The following is a 19,477-nucleotide window of genomic DNA, read 5'->3' as shown; positions in this document are numbered from 1 at the left end:
TGAGAATGAGGAGATTAGGTAAACAGGAAATTGAAGATATTGCAGTAGGTGCGGCTTTACTCGGAACGGGCGGAGGAGGAGATCCTTACATTGGTAAACTAATGGCTTTACAGGCAATTGAAGAATATGGGGAAATCACATTGTTGGATGTGGATGAAGTTCCTGATGACGCATTAGTAGCACCTTCCGCGATGATGGGAGCGCCGACGGTAATGTTGGAAAAAGCTCCAAGTGGTGAAGAAGCAACAGCCGCTTTCAAAAACCTCGAAGCTTATTTAGGAAAAAAGATTTTTGCAACGATGCCGATTGAAGCAGGCGGAGTGAATTCGATGGTGCCACTTGCACTTGCTGCCAAGCTTGGCTTGCCTGTAGTGGATGTTGATGGAATGGGAAGAGCATTCCCGGAATTGCAGATGGTCACTTTTTATTTGGATGGAATTGCAGCCACGCCGATGGTCCTTGCGGATGAGAAAGGCAATACGTCACTGCTCTCAACCATAAACAATGTCTGGACAGAAAGGATTGCCCGTGCAGCAACGATTGAAATGGGCGGTTCCACCATGACAGCCATCTATCCAATGACAGGAAAGAATATAAAGGAAAGCGGAATTAGAAATATACTAAGTTTAGAGGAACAAATCGGTAAGACAATAAGGCTTGCAAAGCAAAACAATGTTGATCCAATAAAAGAAGTGTTGAATAAGGCGGACGGGTTTGAATTGTTCCGTGGAAAAGTGAGTGATATCAACCGCAAGACAGAGGCGGGATTTGCTAGAGGTGTGGCAACATTCGAGGGAATCAATGAGTATAAGGGAGAAAAACTCGAGGTGCGATTCCAAAATGAACATTTAATTGCACAGACAGAGAAACGCTTGCTTTGTGTCACTCCAGATTTGATTGCCGTGCTTGATGCAGAAACAGGCTTGCCAATCACTACTGAAGGGATCCGTTATGGAGCAAGATGCGTGGTGATCGGAATGCCATGCCATCCTAAGTGGCGAACGGAAAAGGGAATTGAAGCTGTAGGCCCAAGATACTTTGGCTATGAAGTAGGTTATGTACCTGTTGAAGAACTAGTGAAAAAAGGAGGGATAGCATAATGGGTGTTTATCGAATAGGAATTGATGTCGGGGGAACCCATACAGATGCCGTGCTTTTAGATCAATATAATCAGGTCATTTCGGAAACAAAATCGCATACAACGGAAGATGTTTCCATTGGCATCTATACAGCAATGAGAAAAATAATCGATGATGCAAAGGTTCCGCGGGAGCAAATTAAGTATGCAATGCTGGGTACGACCCATTGTACAAATGCTATCGTTGAACGAAAGAGATTAAACAAAATCGCAGCAATCCGTATTGGTGCACCGGCTACTTTAGCGGTTAAACCGCTGATCGGCGTACCTGAAGACCTCTGCGCAGTACTCGGAAAATACGTATACCTAATCCGCGGCGGGCATGAATATGATGGCCGGGAGATTGTTGAATTAGATGAAGCTCGTTTGTATCAAATTGCCGAGGAAATCAACGGGAAAGTGGATTCGATCGCGATTACTTCTGTCTTCTCACCTGTATCGCAATCACATGAACTAAGAGCAAGTGAAATTTTCAAAGAAGTGCTGGGAGAAGAAATTTCAATATCTTTATCTTCAGAAATTGGTTCAGTCGGTTTACTGGAAAGGGAAAATGCGACGATTCTTAATGCTGCTGTCGTAAATGTCGCTAAAACAACTGCTGACGGATTCATCAATGCCCTGAAGAACGAAGGAATTGAGGCAAAAGTATTCTTTTGCCAAAACGATGGGACATTAATGTCAATTGAATATGCGGTTAAATACCCAATCTTCACTGTTGCTTGCGGTCCGACTAACTCATTAAGGGGAGCATCCTATTTGAGTGAGTTAACAGATGCAATCGTTGTTGATGTTGGGGGGACAACAACGGATATTGGTGTTCTGGTACAATCGTTTCCAAGGGAATCTTCTTTGGCAGTAGAGATTGGAGGAGCCAGAACAAACTTCCGGATGCCTGATTTAATTTCGATTGGACTTGGCGGAGGGACAATAATCCGCATAGGAGATAATGGAGAGTTCACAATTGGACCGGACAGTGTCGGTTACCGACTGCCAGAAAAAGCCTTGATTTTCGGAGGTGATACTTTAACGACAACTGATGTTGCTGTGGCACTTGGAAAGGTGAAACTTGGTGATGCTTCAAAAGTGGCCCACCTTGATAAGGAATTATTAAATAGAGTCTATTTAAATATGGTCAACCTGGTCGAAGAAGCCATTGATAAGATGAAAACAAGTGCTGCACCAGTTCCTGTCATTCTCGTTGGAGGTGGAAGCATCCTTTTACCTGAGGAATTAACAGGTGCATCTGAAGTCATACGCCCATTACATTCAGGTGTAGCAAATGCCATTGGATCGGCTATCTCCCAGGTTAGCGGGCAGATTGAAAAAGTATATGCACTAGCTGAAATTGGAAGGGAAACAGCATTGGAACAGGCAAAGGAAATAGCGATGTCAGAAGCGATCAGCGCCGGAGCCGATCCCGAAACGCTTGTTATTGTCGACATAGAAGATGTACCTTTAGCATATATGCCTGGGAATGCAACCCGTATCCGTGTGAAAGCAGCTGGTGATTTAGCCCAGTCTGAATTGAATGAACTGGTGTAGGCGAGGCAGAGGGCTGTAAATTAGCTAACTATTGTGCAGAAGAAGCTTTGTCTTTTCTAGTAAGTGGAAAAAGCGGGCGCTATGAATAGTGGAGTTGACAAATTATTGTACTTGGTATTGAGATTAGATTACAAATTACCAACAACAAACCATGGTTGGCATCTCTGAAATAGTAGATATTTGCTTACACAGATAAATAAGCTTATACACTAACTTGTTTGCCGAATAACAATGAATATAAATGTATTCGTTTGGCGATAATTATATTATTGTACTACCCCCTAAGTGGTACTCCTCCATTGTTAAAAGCCCCTCTCTTGATCGAGGGGCTTTTTTTATGTTGGGGTTTGTTAAATGAATTTGTAGGAGCTTTTTGGACTGTATTTAGATAGAATTGGATTTTTTATACTTCTTCCCAACCAAAAGTATCAGCGGTGAACCTATAATGCTTGGAAGAAACCAAAAAATTAATGGGTTCCATTCATTCAAGATAGTTATATTGGGTACATTCACTACAAGAATTGCAGTACAAATAGCGATATAGGAACCGAGCATCCCGCTAATATGAGATGCAATCCAGTTTTTCCATTTCTTCTTAGCAGCAAGATAGCCTATAAAAGCGAAAGAATATGAAAATATCCCAATGAAAAATAAATATGCGCTGCTTTCCCAATTCAATATTGCCATTGTCAGGGATGTGACAAAGAGTACAACATATGCACTGTGATAAATTTCACCACAAATTGTATGCATACCTCTTTTTTTCTTTGAAGACATAGCACCTATTCCACTAATAAGACATATTGCTCCAGCGAAAATATGAATGAATAGGATGATCTTAAAGATAAGCATCTTTCCCTTCGTTAAATAATCATTATCATAATGTAACAGATTAAATACTTATTTTATTATAATACAAATATTTACCAAAAACATGATTGTTAATTTGCAAAAAACAAAATCAATATAGTTAGGGAAGATGAGTTTCCATACAATGGAACATCCTTTGCGAAAATTCTTCAGGCGCTGTATACGCTGCAGAAAGCCGTCAGTCAATCTGTTTTTATGAGTTGAAAGTGCAGTGCCCCTTAAAAAGGCAGTAAGCGTAGTCCTTTTTAAGGAGAAAGGAGGATTTTACGTTTCATTTGAAGAATGTTTTGACCAATGGGGGTGGAATAATTGCGACAACATATTGAACAGGACTTATCTAAAGATGATATTTTTAGAATGATTGTTAAGCACCTTGATGTATTTCCGTTGACTAGTCTAGAGGCTATTAGAGAAGTGATCAGAAGTTCATTAAAACAAAGAGGCTTGATAGGGGGGATGAATAAACAAACAGGAACCGCTAATGTAACATATAACCGGAAAATATCAGACCAGGATATCCAGTTATTAAATGATTGTATTTGTGACCTATTATATAGCCGCGTTATCCAGCCTGGTATAGACGATGATAATCTGGATTTACCATGGATTCATGTTTCTGATAAAGAGAAACTTAAAACATTGGTGAACTCCCTTTCTTAACTTTTTACATATAAAAGCCCTTCTCTAATCGAGAGGGGCATTATTTATTTGAATATATTAATCCATGAAAGCAATTTTATAAGGCTGTTTTTGCATACTTTGTTGCTATTTACAAAGTAAAGCGCTGTGGTTGATTTCCCCTCCAGATGCTCGCTTTCCGCGGGGCGGGCGGTTTGCCTCCTCGGCGTAAACGCCTTTGGGGTCTCACCTGTCCCGCTACTCACGCAGGAGTCTCGCACTTTCGCTCCAATCAACCTTAAATCGTTTAGTTTTTAAAACAACAATCTATACGAAAAGAGCCTTTTATGACCAGTTATTTTTCTATATCCTTCATACTCAATTAATTGTATGTTTCACCTGTAAGGTGGGATTCAAACATATCGATGATTTCAAGGAAATGTTCAGCTTCACGGAAAACGTGATCCGCCAATAAAGGATGGATAATGCTCTTGATTTTGCATTCTTCGATTAAATCTCTGGCGGTTTTCTTAAAGTCTCGAAGTGATACGACGGAAACACGGTTCTGATCTAGAAATTGATCCAAAAGAGGAGCGGTTAGAGATTGCGGTTTCATGGACTCTAAGTCAACAGCTTGAAAGACTAATTGATCAAAATCATTGCTAAAATTACGCGCCATATCCACCAGCTTTCTTTCCGACGGATCAAGGAGATGTCCGATGAATTTTGCATGATCCGCCATGATCCTTAAAAAGAAAACATTTTCTTTGATGATGGCATCTGCAAGTGGTTTCAGTTTACCCTCATTTAATTCTTTTAATCGTTTTCTGAAATAATTGGCTTCCCTGCTTGTATGGTCGACTAAAAGTGGGAAATTGTTTGCACCAGGCAATTTACAGGTGAGTATCAGCCCCAATACCTTCCTTTTGAATAAAAATATTCCTGTAGCAGCTTGTTGCACTTCCGAGTTAAATATCCTGATCTGTTCAGGGTCAGCTTGATTTGTTAATGTATGGGATTGTTGTTCTATCCGTTCAAATAAATGATAAAACTGATTAGCCTCCTCAATTAACTGCGAATCTTCACATCTAAAACCTAGTCTTAAAAATAACGAGTGTTCCTTCATAATTCTTGACCAAAAACGAATCTCATCCAAAGAGCGGGCAACAAACATTCCCGATTTATTCCTCATAGCTTCCTGCATGTCCTCATTCATAACTAAAGCCCCCCCCCTTTTAAAACAAAACCATCATTAAATCTTATTAACAAAGGGACATTAGTATGCTGCTCAATTTGAATATAAATAAAATTACTAATATCCCTTTAGCACCTCAAACCAATTGGTGCTTGATGGCGTTTTTTATGATGAGTTCTTATGGAATCTCTTGAAGGGGAGTACCATGATCCATCCATGTTCTTGAAGAAAAACAAGCGGGTATATGTGATTCTGCATTTTAGCAAGAAGGGAAAATGGATATTGAATATAGGATGGCACCAAAAGCATGTAACAATGGAGATTCAAAGGGGGAATCGTATACCGTGGACTTTCTAAAAAAACTCGGCAACCATACTGTATAAAAAACCCTTAGACTTTATCTAAGGGTTCTCGCATTTTAATCCAGCAGTTACATTAGGCTACAATGGATTAGTCATTTGTCCCTAAGTTCATTTATTTTTTTCGTAAGCTCATTAAACTTCTTATCGAGTTCAGTGTAGGCTTTATCGTTTGGAGTCATAAAGCTAAGCTTTCCCAAAACTTCTTGTCTTTCTGTTTCAAGTGTTAATCGTAGTTCTTCCAAATCATCTCTTTTTGAGGATGATTCATACAATTGCTTTTGTATGTGATTATTTGAAATGATAAGTTTGCTGCTTGTGATTTTTTCGAGAAAATATCGATCATGCGAAACGACGATTAGCGTTCCAGTATACTGTGCTAAGGTATCTTCAAGTTGTTCCCTTGAAGATAAGTCCAGGTGATTTGTCGGTTCATCCAAAATAAGCACATCTTTTTCTTCTAGGATATATTCCATTAACTTACATTTTACTCGCTCACCCATACTCATGTTCTTAATGGGTTCTGTCCATTGAGATGCCGTGAAGCCTAAATGCTTCATTAAAGTTTGAACAATCCCTCTCGACTCGAAAGTTTCTTTATGAAATAGCTGGGAGGGTGTTAGTTCAAGTGGTAAATCAAACACCTCTTGCGTCAAATAGCCAATTTTTGCAGATGGCGAAATCCAAACATTGCCCGCAAAATTTTCCCGTCCAAGAATTATTTTTAATAATGTCGTCTTTCCGCTGCCATTGGGACCTATTATGGCAACCTTCTCCCCATGCTGTATCGTGAAATTGACGTTTTTAAATAGCGTGCGCTCGTTAAAAGACTTAGTTAAATTCTGGACTTCCAAAAACCGTTTTCCCGACTTGTTTTTTGCTTTAATTGAAAAGCGTACAGTATATTCGGATTCAACAGGTTCAGCTTTTGCTTTTTCAAGCTCTTTTTCAAGACGCTTTTGTTTAGATTTTACCTGTGCATCCATTCGTTTTGCTTTTACGCGATAGTATTCCTTAACTCCTTCTTTTTTCGTCGATTGGGAATGGGCTTTTTTCGACCAAGAAGTGATTTCATTCATTTGTCCCTCAATCCGTTCAACCATTTTTTGCTGTTTTTCATATTCACGTTGTTGTGTAAGTCTTTTCTGTTTGCGAACTTCCATATAACTAGAATAATTCCCTCTGTGTTCAATTAGCTTTTTATCTTCAATCGACCAAATTTTCGTTGCAACAGCATCCAAAAAATAACGATCGTGCGAAACAAAAATAATGGTACCTCTATAATTTTTTATTTGTTCCTTAAGGAATTCTATACTGTCTTCATCAAGGTGGTTCGTCGGTTCATCTAATAGTAAAAGGTCTGCATCTTTAGAAAGTCCTTTTGCAAGTCGGGCTTTCAGTTTTTCTCCCCCGCTTAATTGTTGGAATTCATGGCCTGGTACATGCATTTTATCAAGTAATTTAACTTCGGAAGGGGTCTTATCTTCGGAAGGATGCGATACGACTTCTTGTTCAACCATAAAAACTTTCAAGTCTTGCTGCAGCCATTGGATTTGTCCGCGTACAGGCTCTAAATCATTGTTAATTAATTGCAACAACGTAGACTTACCGGCACCATTTTTGCCAATGATACCGATGATTTCCCCTTGTTGTACACTTGCATGTATATTTTCAAAAATGTTTACGTCCATTACTTCATAGCTAATATTGGTTAATTTTAATAATTCTTTCATATAATTCATCCCTCTCCTTAATGGGAGGATAAAAAAATCCTCCCAATTCATATGGAAGGATTAGCCGTACCTGTGCATTGTCAAATAAGAGCTATTTTGAGTATAGCTCTGTAATTTATAGAAAATGGGCAGACTAATCCTATTTCGTTTGATTTGAAATATGCGATTTCAAATTTAAAAAAATAAGATTAGTTAATCATCGGCCACCCATCATCCCTTCTGATATTAATAAAATCAGTATAGCATAAATTCATCTTTGAAAACAAAAGGAAACAGCTATTTTTTTCCTTTCATTCCCAAAAGATTAATTATTGGTTTAACTCCATCAAATACCTTATTATAAGGTGGGCAATAGGACGGCATTTTTCCTGTGTTTATAAGGGCTTAGTTAAATTCAATAAACATTTACCGCCATAGGGTTGTTCCGTAAGGAGGACATTAATATGGAATATATAAAGGGAATCGATGTTTCACATTGGCAAGGTGCCATCCGTTGGGAGGAAGTTGCAAAGGCAGACGTGAAGTTCGTGTTTATTAAAGCAACAGAGGGAACGAGTTATTCTAAGTTATCTTATTTCAAAGAAAACGCACCACAAGCATTGGCAGCGGGATTGAAAGTCGGGGCATATCACTATGCAAAGTTTGCAACTGTTGCAGAAGCAAAGGCTGAGGCAGCTTATTTTTTAGATTCAATCAGATCTTTTGCTTTAAATTACCCTGTTGTACTGGATCTTGAGGAAAATAAAAAAAAGGCAAAGAAAAAAACGCTGACCGATGCAGCAATAGCTTTCTTAGAAGCTATTGAAGAAGCTGGATACATGGCTATGCTGTATACCGGTAAATATTTTCTTGAAAATAGTTTAGATGAATCAAGGTTGACGAATTACGCTTTGTGGATTGCGAGATACAACAGCACGTTGGGACGTAGCGCAGATATTTGGCAGCATTCTGATTCGGGTAAAATAAGCGGCATCAGTACAAAGGTGGACTTGAATATAGCCTATAGGGATTTTACAAATACAATAAATACTTTTAGGACACACAACATCCGTGCATGGGAAGCCGAAACAACCACAACTTATACAGTAACAAAAGGCGACACACTTAGCTTCATTGCAAAAAAACATAATACAACGGTAAAATCTCTTGTTAGTCTTAACGGAATTAAAGACCCCGACAAAATTTGTATCGGTCAAAAATTAAGGTTGAAATAAGTAAAGGCTCTTCTCATGACGAGAGGAGCTTATTTTTAAATATATTCCCTATATTTCATTAAGTTCGTCAATTGCTACTTCTGATCTTTCCTCTAATGGTCCTCTCAAATGTACTGTAGCCGTTCTTCCATCTTCATTTAAATTATCAATCCATACTGAGGTGCCATTATATCTCACCTCAATGTCGGATGAAGAAGAAAGTATCTGTTTTACACGCTTAACATCCACATATATCCCTCCCTGCTGATTAGTCTACCTATTATTTGGGGAGAGGCTTAATTTTATTCGTTTATTCAGGGATTAATGTTGTAACTAATCATTTAAGCACGATGATGTTTAACGCTTTTTAATTATGTTTGTTATGAAAGGTGAGGATTCTTAATCTTAACAATAAGTTTATCTGCCGGAATGGATAGGATTGTAAAAAGAATCTTAAGGTGATGAATTTGAAAAAAACCAGACTGGAATTCCAGATTATATCAAGGGGCAAAGACTAAGATTATAGAGCTAACGGCTGCCTGCTTTCAATAGGGGAGTCGCCACCTATTCAAAATTGAGTTAATGGAACGGAAGGGTTGAATAAGGAAGTAAATAAGATGGGACAATATTTGAGGAGAAAACATTGCTTGGTTTGAAGTCCATACGCATTCTTATAAATGCTTTTAGGGGGGTATCATGGAATTTTCGTTATTATTGGAATATGGCTGGGTGTTAATTATTCTAATTTTTTTAGAAGGCTTATTATCTGCCGATAATGCATTGGTTTTAGCCATTATGTCAAAGCATTTACCAAAAGAACAGCAAAAAAAAGCGATTAATATTGGGCTGCTTTTGGCTTTTATATTTAGGATTGGTGCAATCTTTATTATTTCGTACCTTTTCCATGTCTGGCAAGTTCAAGCAATTGGGGCTGCATATTTGATTTTCATCTCATTAAAACATTTACTAAAAAAGGACCACGGGGAGAAAGAGGGAAAAGGGAAGAGCTACCGTATGACCGTTGCGCAAATTGCTTTGGCTGATATTGCTTTTGCTATCGATTCCATTTTAGCTGCAGTCGCCCTTGTAATTGCCTTGCCAGATACACCAATGGGTGATATAGGAGGTATGGATGGGGCCAAGTTCATTGTTATTTTAGTAGGGGCGATTGCGGGTTTAATTGTCATCCGGTTTGCAGCAGGATACTTTGTTAAGGTACTGACGGAGCGACCTAGCCTCGAAACAGCAGCCATGTTAATCGTTGGTTGGGTAGGGGTTAAGTTATTAATGCATACCCTTGCGCATCCAGCCGTGCACATTATCCCACACGATTTTGTTGAAGGACCGATTTGGAATATCATCTTTTGGTCAGTCATGCTTCTTATTGCTCTAGGCGGATGGTTTTTATCTGGGAAAACAGTGAAAAATGATAAGCAAAACGACTAATGTTATCCGAATAAAAACGAGTTGAAATACCTTCGTGTTCATTTTTGTAAACCTTATGTTTGCTAAATAGGATTTTAAGACAGAATTCCAATTTCGGTCTTTTTGCCTCCATGCACTTGCTTTCCGCGGCGGTCCGGGAGCCTCCAAGGCTCCTTTGCGCCTGCGGGTCCAACTCTGGACTCGCTTCTAAGCAGGAGTCAGGCACATCTGTTCCAATCAATTTTGAATTAACTTTAAGAACCCCTTTGCCTACAAACTGAAGGAGACCACAATAAGCGATCTCTTTTATTATTGTTTTACAAATCTTGTTTGTAAATCATGTATGAAACAAATATCTTGATTTATTTATCCATTGCTAAAATCCGTATACTGTGCACCGATGATGAGGATGCTAGAAGATTTATGGGCAACGTCCAAAAAAGACCAGATGCAGCACTGCCGAAAAGTAAGAAAGGACATAGCATCGTTTTTATATCCAACCCGATGACCAGTTTTGATTGGCTATTTTTTAATGAATCAATTATAAAGGTCTAAATCTTTACAGTATTTCCGCACTAACCGTGATGCTTTTGATTGGCTAATGGATAATTGATGAGCGACCTTCCTTGTACTCCTGAATTTTGTATATGAGGTGACAATAAGGTTTTTTTCAAGTTCTTCTAACGCTTTATCCAATGAATAATCTTGTAGCATTTGACTTGTTCTGTTCTGGACGGTGCTGTTTGGACTATGTGGTGTTTTTTGACTTGGTGTTTCTTGAGCAATTTTTTGTTGAAGCATTCTCGGTAAATCAGATACTTGAATGATAGCATCACTCGTTACAACCAAGCTTTCTATTAAATTTTCTAATTGTCTTATATTTCCGGCCCACGGATATTCATAAAAAATATCGAGTACTTCCTTCGATATAATCCGATTAACTTGATACTTTTTATTGAATACTGAAAGAAAATAATAAGATAGCGGAATGATATCTTCTTTTCTTTCCCTTAATGGCGGTAATTGTAAATGAACTACATTAAGCCGATAATATAAATCTTCTCTAAATCTTTTTTTCTGCACCATCTCAAATAAGTCTCGATTGGTAGCAGAAATAATACGAATATCCACTTTCTTTAGTTCTCTGCCCCCGACAGGAAGAAATTCAAGGTCTTGAATAACCTGTAAAAGCTTAGCCTGAATATTAATCGGGATTTCCCCTATTTCATCCAAAAATACGGTACCGCCGTTTGCCATTTCAAGTAGACCCTTTTTTCCGCCTTTGCTTGCCCCAGTAAAAGAACCATCGGTGTATCCGAAAAGTTCTGATTCTATTAATTGCTCCGGTATGGTAGCACAGTTAATTGATAAGAAAGGCGAGTTCTTTCGTAGTCCTCTATCATGAATGTATTTAGCCAACACGCCTTTCCCTGTACCAGACTCCCCTTGAATCAAAATGGTCGCATCAACCATAGAAATCTTATCGCAGACCTCCATTACATTGTTCATCTGTTCGTTGTTCGTAATTACGCTTTCTTTTAAAGAATTCTTTTCACTTAGTTTTTCTGGTTCGTGTTCGTCCGGAATGTATAACCCTTTATAGTTTGGTTCTTGTGCTGTTGTAATAATAAGTTCAATTTCCTGCTCATCGTTGAGTAAAGGAATAGCTGTTGTGATCATTTCCTTTCCAATATATGAAACTTGCTTGATTGTAACCGATTTCTTTTCTTTCAAAACAAAGGGTAAAATACTCGGTTTCCAATATCCTTTGGAGAAAATTTCATTATTATGTTTTCCGATTATTTCGCTTAACTGTTTTCCATAATGCCTTTCATACGCTTTATTTGCATAAATTATGCAGGCATCTTTGTTAAGAACATATATCTCATTAGGTGAATGATCTAAAATTTTTTTCAATATCTCCGTACTCATTTCAATTTTACCTTCATTACTCATTAAGTTTTGCATGAGTTTGCTCCCTTCATCTCAAATGAGTCTATAATAACTGGGATGAGTCAATTGTGGTTAAATTGAGTCAATTATAAATCATATTTATACATTAAAGAAGGGGGGAATAGTAAAATATCGGTAATAATAGGGGGCGGTCGAAATGGCATTATCCTTGCATAAGTGTTAAGTAAAGCATGCTGCAGAAATAAGGAAATATGAAGCCAATCGGCAGAGGAGGTTTAAAAGGAATACCTGTATCCTTATTCAGGGCAAGTCTTTATTTTTATGGATAATAAAAGGAGGAACTGCCATTATGTCGACAAAAGAAGAAATGAAAGGGCTGGACTATACACTACCTTATAAGAAGTATGTGGATCCTGAAGTCATGAAGGAGGAAAGGGAAAATATTTTCTATAAAAATTGGATCATGATTGGTCATACAAGCCAGGTAGAGAAGGTTGGAGACTTCTTTACATTTGATTTGGTCGGGGAGCCGATAATCGTAACACGGGGCAAGGACGACGAGTTGCATGCTTTTTATAATATTTGCCCTCACCGTGGTGCGATAGTCGAGCGTACAGATCAGGGCAATAAAAAAATTCTCCAGTGTATTTATCATGGATGGACATTCCATTTAGATGGTAAGGTGAACAGGACTCCAAATTTCAAAACAAGTGATATCGAAAAACCTAGCTGCATGACTCCCATTCGTTTAGAAGTCCATCAGTCGATGATATTTGTAAATCTAAATCAGGATGCACCAGCCTTCGAAACAGATTATCAATCTTTTTTAAATAACATAAATGAATATACATTTCTTAGTTCCTTAAAAAAGGTCAGGGAAAACCGTCGAATTGTTCAAGCTAACTGGAAATCAATCATTGACAATTATTTGGAATGTGATCATTGTCAAATTGCACATCCTAGCTTCTCGAAGGCCTTCGATTTAACTAAATATAATATTACTCCTTGTGATAATTTTTCCTATCAATGTACAACAGCTAGTGATGAAGAAGAAGGTCCCGGTGCACGTTTTTACTGGGTTTGGCCGAACACCATGATCAGTATATACCCAGGTACTGGAAATATGACGACGAGCCATATCATCCCTGTTGACGAAAAAAGTTCATTGGCAATTTACCGTTATTATTTTGCTGATGAAAACTTGACTGAAGACGAGGAAGATTTAATTAAATTTGTCGATCAAGTGCGGGAAGAAGACTTCGAATTAGTTGAGTTATTACAAAGTGGATTACATTCCAGGGCTTGTGGAAGAGGAGTATATTCTCCTACCGAGCACGGTTTGAAACATTTTCATCAATTAGTCACAAAGGCGATGCAAAGCTAGTCTGTAATCTAAAAATGACCTATGGTTTGATAAAATGAAAGTGTTTTATACGTTGATTAACCGTTAGGTGAATAATATAAAAGCTGGAGCTGAAAGTGAAAGTTTTCATAGTATCAAACATGAAAGAGGGGTTCTTTTATTATGAAACGATCAAATGTTGATAAAGCAATCTTTTGGCCGGCTCTAGCTATTCTTGCCGCTTTATCAATTCCTGTCCTATTAAATCCTGAACAAGGGACTGCAATTCTCGGAGATCTTCATCATTTAATTGCCGAGAGTTTGAGTTCATTATATTTATGGGCTGTGGTGGCGGCTTTAGGTTTCTTGATTTGGCTGGCATTCAGTAAATATGGAAAGATAAAATTTGGTGCGCCTGATACCAAGCCGGAATTTTCGACATTCAGTTGGTTAGCTATGTTATTTACGGCGGGAATTGGTGCAAGTATCACATACTGGAGCGCGATTGAATGGGCGTATTATTACACTGCTCCGCCATTTGGGGCCGAACCAAAAACTGCTGCCGCGGCAGATTGGGCATCTACGTATGGATTATTTCATTGGGGCTTTAGCGCATGGGTATTATATTGTCTACCTGCTTTGCCGATTGCCTATAACTTATATGTGAGGAAAAATCCGAGTGTGAAATTGAGTTCAGCATGTGAAGGCGTTCTCAAAAAGGGAGCAAATAGCTGGTTAGGTAAAGCGATTGACGTTTTTTTCATGGTTGGGTTGGTTGGAGGAATAGGGGCGGCTTTAGGCTTGGGACTTCCGATGATTTCTGAAGGAATTTCTGAATTATTTCATATACCTCGAAGCTTTATGCTAGATATGACGCTAATAGTAGCCTTGACATTGATATTCTGTGTTAGCACGTATTTTGGTCTGAAAAAGGGTCTGAAAAGATTAGCAAACATCAATACGTACCTTTTTTTGGCACTTTCTGCATTCGTTCTTTTAGCTGGTCCAACTTTGTTTATAATATCCAGATTTACGGATAGCGTTGGGGTTTTGTTACAGAACTTCTTTCGTATGAGCTTCTACACCGACTCTGTTGCCAATTCTGGCTTTCCGGAAGCTTGGACGATATTTTACTGGGCCTGGTGGTTTGCTTGTGCTCCTTATATGGGCATATTTGTAGCAAAGATCTCGAAAGGAAGAACGATAAGACAAGTCATTTTTGCTGAATGTATTGGAGGAACAGTAGGGTGTTGGGCGGCGTTTTCCATCATGGGTAATACAGGTCTTTACTTTGAACTTAATAAACTTGTTCCTGTCATTGACATTTTAGAGAATAAAGGTGGGGAAGCAGCCATCGCTGCCATTTACCAGGGGCTTCCCGGTGGCAGTATAGCCTTGTTTGCGATTATGATTATCACCCTTATTTTTCTTTCTGCAACACTGGACTCTTCATCATTCACATTAGCAAGCGCTGCATCAAAAAAGTTGTCATTAGATCAAGAACCAGCCGGATGGCATAAAATATTTTGGGCATTGGTCATAGAGCTCGTAGCGTTTTCCATGATGTTCGGTGGAGGACTGCATGCTCTTCAATCAGTAGTGGTCATTACTTCCGTTCCACTCATCTTAATAATGGCGATGGCATCGATATCGCTCATTAAATGGATAAAAGAGGATCAGGCAAGAAGCAGCCGAATAGAAAAAACGATCAATGAAGAACCTACAAAACTAACATCTTAAAAGTATCATTCAAACTGGGAAGGGAATAAACGCCAGCAGGCACCAGCTAAAAAACAGCTGGTGCCTGTTTGGCGTACGATTAAATCGTACAATATTTTTCCGATTTGTGTAAAAGACCTTAAATAATGAATGAGAATATCATAGATAGGGCGGTGTACCAGGTACAAGGCATAATGGGCTCTGTGCGAATCCGTTCACACTCATGCCTGATGGTATTGCAGTGCATCACTAAGTGTACTGGATATAGCTAATAGGATCTTTATTGAAAGCGGCATATGAAATTGAATAATGGTTTGAAGGTTGGGACATTCTTCTGAATGCACCGGGAAAATCGTTAAAGCCTAATTGATTTGTAAACAAAAAATATCACTGAATTATTTACCGCAAAGTCGATGATAAATGGCAATTGATCCAGCGGAGCTTATTGACGGTAGAGGACGTTCAAATACCTATCTGTTGATTAAAGAAATGATGCACCATATGAATAAAAACAAAAATGCCTCCTCATATTAAAAGAGAGGGGATGTGTCACATGATAAAAAGTATATCAACTTTTCAAGCGACAATGGTGCTGATTCTATCCACTGGATTGATGAACCATGTTATCGTTTTGCCTTCATTGCTTGGAGCATCCGGAAGAGATTCATGGATCAGTAATTTAATCGCCGGGATGCTTTTTCTAATATGGCTTCCCATGGTTTATAGGATCATAAATAAAACAAAGCAACAGCATATCATTGGCTGGCTTCATACTCACAGTCACCCGCTCGCCGCCTGGTCCATAAAAATCCTTCTTTTCTTCTATATTTTATTAAACTTGTTTGTCACTTTATTTAGCACATTTTCCTGGGTAAACAGTACTTATATGATTCAAACGCCAGAATATATATTATTTATACCTTTCATCATCCTATGTTTTATTGCTGCCGAGGCTGGAATTAAAACAATAGCGATTGCCGGGGGACTGATTTTACCCCTTGTTGTGTCACTTGGATTTATGATAATGACGGCGAATATACAGTTTAAGGATTACTCCTTGCTTTTTCCTATTTTTGAAAATGGGATTACACCTGTTTGGGACGGGGTCGTAATACTAGGTGGAGGTTTTACAGAGATATTTCTACTCGTTTTGATTCAACAGTTTATAAAGACAGAAATAAAGTTCAGGAGTTTACTTTTTTTAAGTTTATTTCTTTTGTTTATCTGTATGGGACCCATAATAGGCTCCATTACAGAGTTTGGTCCGGTACAAGCTGCAAAAATCAGCAATCCTGCATACGCTCAATGGCGGTTACTAACCATGGGTAAGTATTTGAACCGGCTGGATTTTTTATCAATATACCAATGGCTTTCTGGTGCATTTATCCGTGTATCGTTATCGATATTCTTAATGGGGGAACTGTTTCAAATTAAATCAAAGAAAATAAAAAATATTGTATTGCTTGCTATAACAGTCTCCTTAATCATTGCGCTTTGTATACCAATCGACATTCCAGCATACAGGGATTTTACGGAAAGATATTATTTTAAATTGAGTGTGATTAGCATTTTGGTAATAACTTTTTTCATTAACATGGTCATTTTTGTAAAAGAAAGGGTGAAAAAGAATGAAGCCTCTATTGAACAAGGCAAATAAGGGGAGTTCTTCGGAGATCCAACTGAAGACGGAATATTTCATTGAATTACTCGGAATGAGCTCGGATGTAAAATTCAAAAAGCATACCATTACATCTGAAGGGAAAACAGATCCGCCCCTTAATTGCACTTTGATTTATTCAGAGGTGTTGGTCGATGTCAAAAAATTGTGGGAATCAGTAGCGCGGCTTGATAGTGCATTCATAAATTCTAAACTGAAGGAAGAAGAGGGTATAGAGGATCCGCAAGAAGAATATAAAGTTACTAGGGTTTTCCCTTCCTCCACTTTAAAAGAAAATGTGGAGGAAAACGTATTTTCCGGGATGGTCCTGATGCTATTTGAAGAATTGGAATTATTATTTATGTTTTCCCTACCAAGCATCCCGAATCGAAGCCCCGAGGAAACAAGTAGTGAAACTTCCATCCGAGGTCCACGTGATGGATTCATCGAAGATATCTCTGTTAATTTAGGGTTGATCAGAAAAAGATATAAAACTGCATCACTCGAAAATCAAGCATTTACGATTGGGAATAGGAGCAAGACAAAAATCAATTTATTATATGTGAAGGATGTTGTAAATCCAGAAACCATTGAAAAAGTAAAAAGGAAAATCTCCTCAATAAACACAGATATCTTGTTGGGAACTGCTGAACTTGAAGAATTTTTATCAGGCAGTAAGTTCAACCTGATCCCGTTTTTTGATTATACAGGGAGGCCGGATTATGCTGTAGCCAGTTTAAACAATGGGCGCTTTGTCATTTTAGTGGATGGGTCACCAACTGCCTTAATTGGGCCAGGTAATATTACACTCTTGTTAAAAGCCGCGGAAGATCGTCATACTCCTTCTTACTATACAAATTTCGAATATTTCTTTCGCATTATCGGACTGGTAGTATCAATATTTCTGCCAGGTTTTTATATAGCATTAGTATCATTTCAATTAGACCAGCTCCCCTTCTCATTTTTGGCGACGATAACCGTATCTAGATTTGGATTGCCTATATCACCTCAACAAGAGGCTTTCTTGATTTTGGGTTTATTTGAGCTGTTTCGGGAGGCAGGGGTCACACTCCCAAAAGCAATCGGTCAATCACTGGCTGTTGTGGGTGGATTAATCATTGGTGATGCGGCAATTAGAGGCGGGATTACATCCCCGACGATGTTGGTGGTTGCAGGAACTACTGCGGTAGCCACCTATACATTAATCAATCAATCATTAGGTGGAATTGTAAGCATGGCCAGGTTTTATGTATTATTTCTCTCTTCTATTTTAGGCTTATTCGGATTTTTTCTCGGTGTTTTCTCTATTGTCCTTTATTTATCAAGGCTGCAGGTTTATGGTTTACCCTACTTAGCGCCTATTTCACCAATATCCTGGAAAGATCTAGGGGGCGGTGTCTTTGTGAAACCATATCTCTTTAAAAAGAAACGAGCCGAGACGCTGAATACCAAGGACAATACAAAAGGAAATCGCTAATGAAAGTGATCCTTAGAATTATACTATTTGTATTGAGCCTCGCTCTTTTAAGTGGCTGCTGGGATACCAAGGATATTCAAGATATTCAATATATAAGTGCAATGGGAATAGATTATCAAAATGGTCAGTATGTCATTTATGTGCAAGTGACGTCTTTTGCCGGTGTTGCTAAACAAGAAGGCTTGGAACCAAAACCAACAACTGTTTGGGTCGCCAGAGGGCGAGGGGAAACAATGAACGAGGCCATGAATGACATTTATAAAAGGTCAAACCAGTATATTTATTGGGCTCATGTTAAATTGATCATTTTCTCTGAAAGCTTACTAAAACATGGATTGGTCAACGTAAACGATCCCATTTTAAGATTTCAGCAAATTAGGGAAACAGCTTGGTTATATGGTACCGATGATTCCTTAGAAAAGATCCTTTTTGTCAATAGTCTATTCGGCTCTTCAGTGCAAACAAGCATTTTCAATCCGGATGATATTTATAAATTAAGATCCTTTGTCGAACCCATACGGATCCAAAGATTTTACACGCAAAATTATGAAACAGGAATGACAATAAAACTACCGAAGATTTCGTTAAAAAATGAGGTGTGGAAAGCAAAAGAAAAATCCCAGAATACCGTAAAATTATCAGGGGCCTACCTTATTAAAAATAATAAACTGATGGGGGAGATAGAAAATAAACATCTTGGGGGGATGAGGTGGTTGACAAAATCAACGGTAAGGTCCCCAATTAGAATAAAACTCAACAACAACAAGAATATTCAATTATCGCTAATGAGGCCCAAATTCAATATAAAGCCAATCTATGTAAATGATGAAGTCGAATTTGATATTTCAATTGAAGTAAAAGGTGCCGTAATGGATATGGAAGAAAACATCTCCTTTCCCCACCTTAAAGAAAAAATACAACGGGCATTGGAGAAAGAAATTAGGGATACTTACAAATATGCTCTAAAAAAAAATATAGACATTTATAATTTAGAAGGAGTTATCTACAGAAAGGATTTGAAAAAATGGAAAGAAGTTTCCAAAGAGGGTTTTAGTCTTAATGAAGAATCCATCCGTAATATTCAGGTGGATGTAACGATTAAAATAACAGGCGATTATAAATATGAGTACATGAATTGATTCCTTCCTTCATTAGTGAATCGTTGGCTGCCATGACAGAATCTTTCTTCAAATCCGTTTCCAATGATTATGATATGGCAGCTACTGTAAATGTATATCCAACAACTAACTATGTAAGGATTTATTTTGACTTACATAACGATTAAAGGAAACTCG

At 38.2% G+C, this 19,477-nt stretch carries 16 protein-coding genes; 11 read left to right on the top strand and 5 right to left on the bottom strand.

Annotated elements, in window-relative coordinates; genetic code table 11:
- Window positions 1-5: 5 nt before the first annotated feature.
- Together ACFRAK_RS16620 and ACFRAK_RS16615 are read left to right on the top strand one after the other, a co-directional pair.
- On the top strand, window positions 6-1,100 hold the full coding sequence (locus ACFRAK_RS16620) for an S-methyl thiohydantoin desulfurase family protein (protein WP_394572096.1): 1,095 nt from the start codon (window positions 6-8) through the stop codon (window positions 1,098-1,100).
- Window positions 1,100-2,680 carry a hydantoinase/oxoprolinase N-terminal domain-containing protein gene (locus ACFRAK_RS16615; protein WP_387594848.1) on the top strand — a complete coding sequence of 527 codons (1,581 nt, stop codon included), beginning with the start codon at window positions 1,100-1,102 and terminating at the stop codon, window positions 2,678-2,680. Before ACFRAK_RS16620 ends, ACFRAK_RS16615 begins: the two co-directional genes overlap by 1 nt.
- A gap of 384 nt (window positions 2,681-3,064) precedes the next feature.
- On the opposite strand, the gene ACFRAK_RS16610 is transcribed toward ACFRAK_RS16615, so the two are convergent.
- Window positions 3,065-3,532, bottom strand: coding sequence for a DUF2306 domain-containing protein (locus ACFRAK_RS16610; RefSeq protein WP_260287254.1), 468 nt, complete (start codon window positions 3,530-3,532; stop codon window positions 3,065-3,067).
- A gap of 327 nt (window positions 3,533-3,859) precedes the next feature.
- Between ACFRAK_RS16610 and ACFRAK_RS16605 the strand changes: the two genes are divergently transcribed.
- Window positions 3,860-4,210 (top strand): hypothetical protein, encoded by a 351-nt coding sequence (locus tag ACFRAK_RS16605; protein ID WP_342615424.1) that lies wholly within the window; start codon window positions 3,860-3,862, stop codon window positions 4,208-4,210.
- 340 nt (window positions 4,211-4,550) lie between these two features.
- On the opposite strand, the gene ACFRAK_RS16600 is transcribed toward ACFRAK_RS16605, so the two are convergent.
- Window positions 4,551-5,384 carry a DUF2935 domain-containing protein gene (locus ACFRAK_RS16600; protein WP_387594854.1) on the bottom strand — a complete coding sequence of 278 codons (834 nt, stop codon included), beginning with the start codon at window positions 5,382-5,384 and terminating at the stop codon, window positions 4,551-4,553.
- 433 nt (window positions 5,385-5,817) lie between these two features.
- The gene (gene abc-f / locus ACFRAK_RS16595; protein WP_394572095.1) at window positions 5,818-7,455 is read right to left on the bottom strand and encodes a ribosomal protection-like ABC-F family protein; all 1,638 of its coding nucleotides are present in this window, start codon (window positions 7,453-7,455) and stop codon (window positions 5,818-5,820) included.
- A gap of 443 nt (window positions 7,456-7,898) precedes the next feature.
- Here abc-f and ACFRAK_RS16590 point away from each other — a divergent pair, with 443 nt between their 5' ends.
- A complete protein-coding gene (locus tag ACFRAK_RS16590) occupies window positions 7,899-8,669 on the top strand; it encodes a GH25 family lysozyme (protein ID WP_387594859.1) in 771 nt (256 codons plus the stop codon).
- A 48-nt stretch (window positions 8,670-8,717) separates the two neighbouring features.
- Here ACFRAK_RS16590 and ACFRAK_RS16585 read toward each other — a convergent pair whose 3' ends face one another.
- Window positions 8,718-8,897 carry an H-type small acid-soluble spore protein gene (locus tag ACFRAK_RS16585; protein ID WP_260287249.1) on the bottom strand — a complete coding sequence of 60 codons (180 nt, stop codon included), beginning with the start codon at window positions 8,895-8,897 and terminating at the stop codon, window positions 8,718-8,720.
- Window positions 8,898-9,344: 447 nt separating this feature from the next.
- Between ACFRAK_RS16585 and ACFRAK_RS16580 the strand changes: the two genes are divergently transcribed.
- A complete protein-coding gene (locus tag ACFRAK_RS16580; RefSeq protein WP_387594862.1) occupies window positions 9,345-10,094 on the top strand; it encodes a TerC family protein in 750 nt (249 codons plus the stop codon).
- A gap of 516 nt (window positions 10,095-10,610) precedes the next feature.
- On the opposite strand, the gene ACFRAK_RS16575 is transcribed toward ACFRAK_RS16580, so the two are convergent.
- Entirely contained in the window at window positions 10,611-12,041 is a 1,431-nt protein-coding gene (locus ACFRAK_RS16575) for a sigma-54 interaction domain-containing protein (RefSeq protein ID WP_387594865.1), read from the bottom strand.
- Between the two features lie 295 nt (window positions 12,042-12,336).
- Between ACFRAK_RS16575 and ACFRAK_RS16570 the strand changes: the two genes are divergently transcribed.
- The 6 genes from ACFRAK_RS16570 (at window position 12,337) to ACFRAK_RS16545 (ending at window position 19,467) form a co-directional block, all read left to right on the top strand.
- Window positions 12,337-13,371: an aromatic ring-hydroxylating oxygenase subunit alpha gene (locus ACFRAK_RS16570; RefSeq protein ID WP_387594867.1), complete on the top strand. Its 1,035-nt coding sequence runs from the start codon at window positions 12,337-12,339 to the stop codon at window positions 13,369-13,371.
- A 141-nt stretch (window positions 13,372-13,512) separates the two neighbouring features.
- Entirely contained in the window at window positions 13,513-15,069 is a 1,557-nt protein-coding gene (locus tag ACFRAK_RS16565) for a BCCT family transporter (RefSeq protein ID WP_387594870.1), read from the top strand.
- Between the two features lie 532 nt (window positions 15,070-15,601).
- The gene (locus tag ACFRAK_RS16560) at window positions 15,602-16,705 is read left to right on the top strand and encodes an endospore germination permease (protein ID WP_387594873.1); all 1,104 of its coding nucleotides are present in this window, start codon (window positions 15,602-15,604) and stop codon (window positions 16,703-16,705) included.
- Window positions 16,677-18,182: a spore germination protein gene (locus ACFRAK_RS16555; RefSeq protein ID WP_387706756.1), complete on the top strand. Its 1,506-nt coding sequence runs from the start codon at window positions 16,677-16,679 to the stop codon at window positions 18,180-18,182. The genes ACFRAK_RS16560 and ACFRAK_RS16555 overlap by 29 nt, the downstream gene beginning before the upstream one ends.
- Complete coding sequence (locus ACFRAK_RS16550) at window positions 18,182-19,321, top strand: Ger(x)C family spore germination protein (RefSeq protein WP_387594878.1); 1,140 nt, start codon at window positions 18,182-18,184, stop codon at window positions 19,319-19,321. The genes ACFRAK_RS16555 and ACFRAK_RS16550 overlap by 1 nt, the downstream gene beginning before the upstream one ends.
- Window positions 19,318-19,467, top strand: a complete 150-nt coding sequence (locus tag ACFRAK_RS16545; protein WP_387706758.1) for a hypothetical protein — start codon at window positions 19,318-19,320, stop codon at window positions 19,465-19,467. The genes ACFRAK_RS16550 and ACFRAK_RS16545 overlap by 4 nt, the downstream gene beginning before the upstream one ends.
- Window positions 19,468-19,477: the final 10 nt, after the last annotated feature.

The sequence above is a fragment of the Peribacillus sp. NPDC056705 genome (assembly GCF_043656335.1).
Note: the sequence above shows the minus strand (reverse complement) of the source record. Positions and strands in the feature narration are given on the sequence as shown.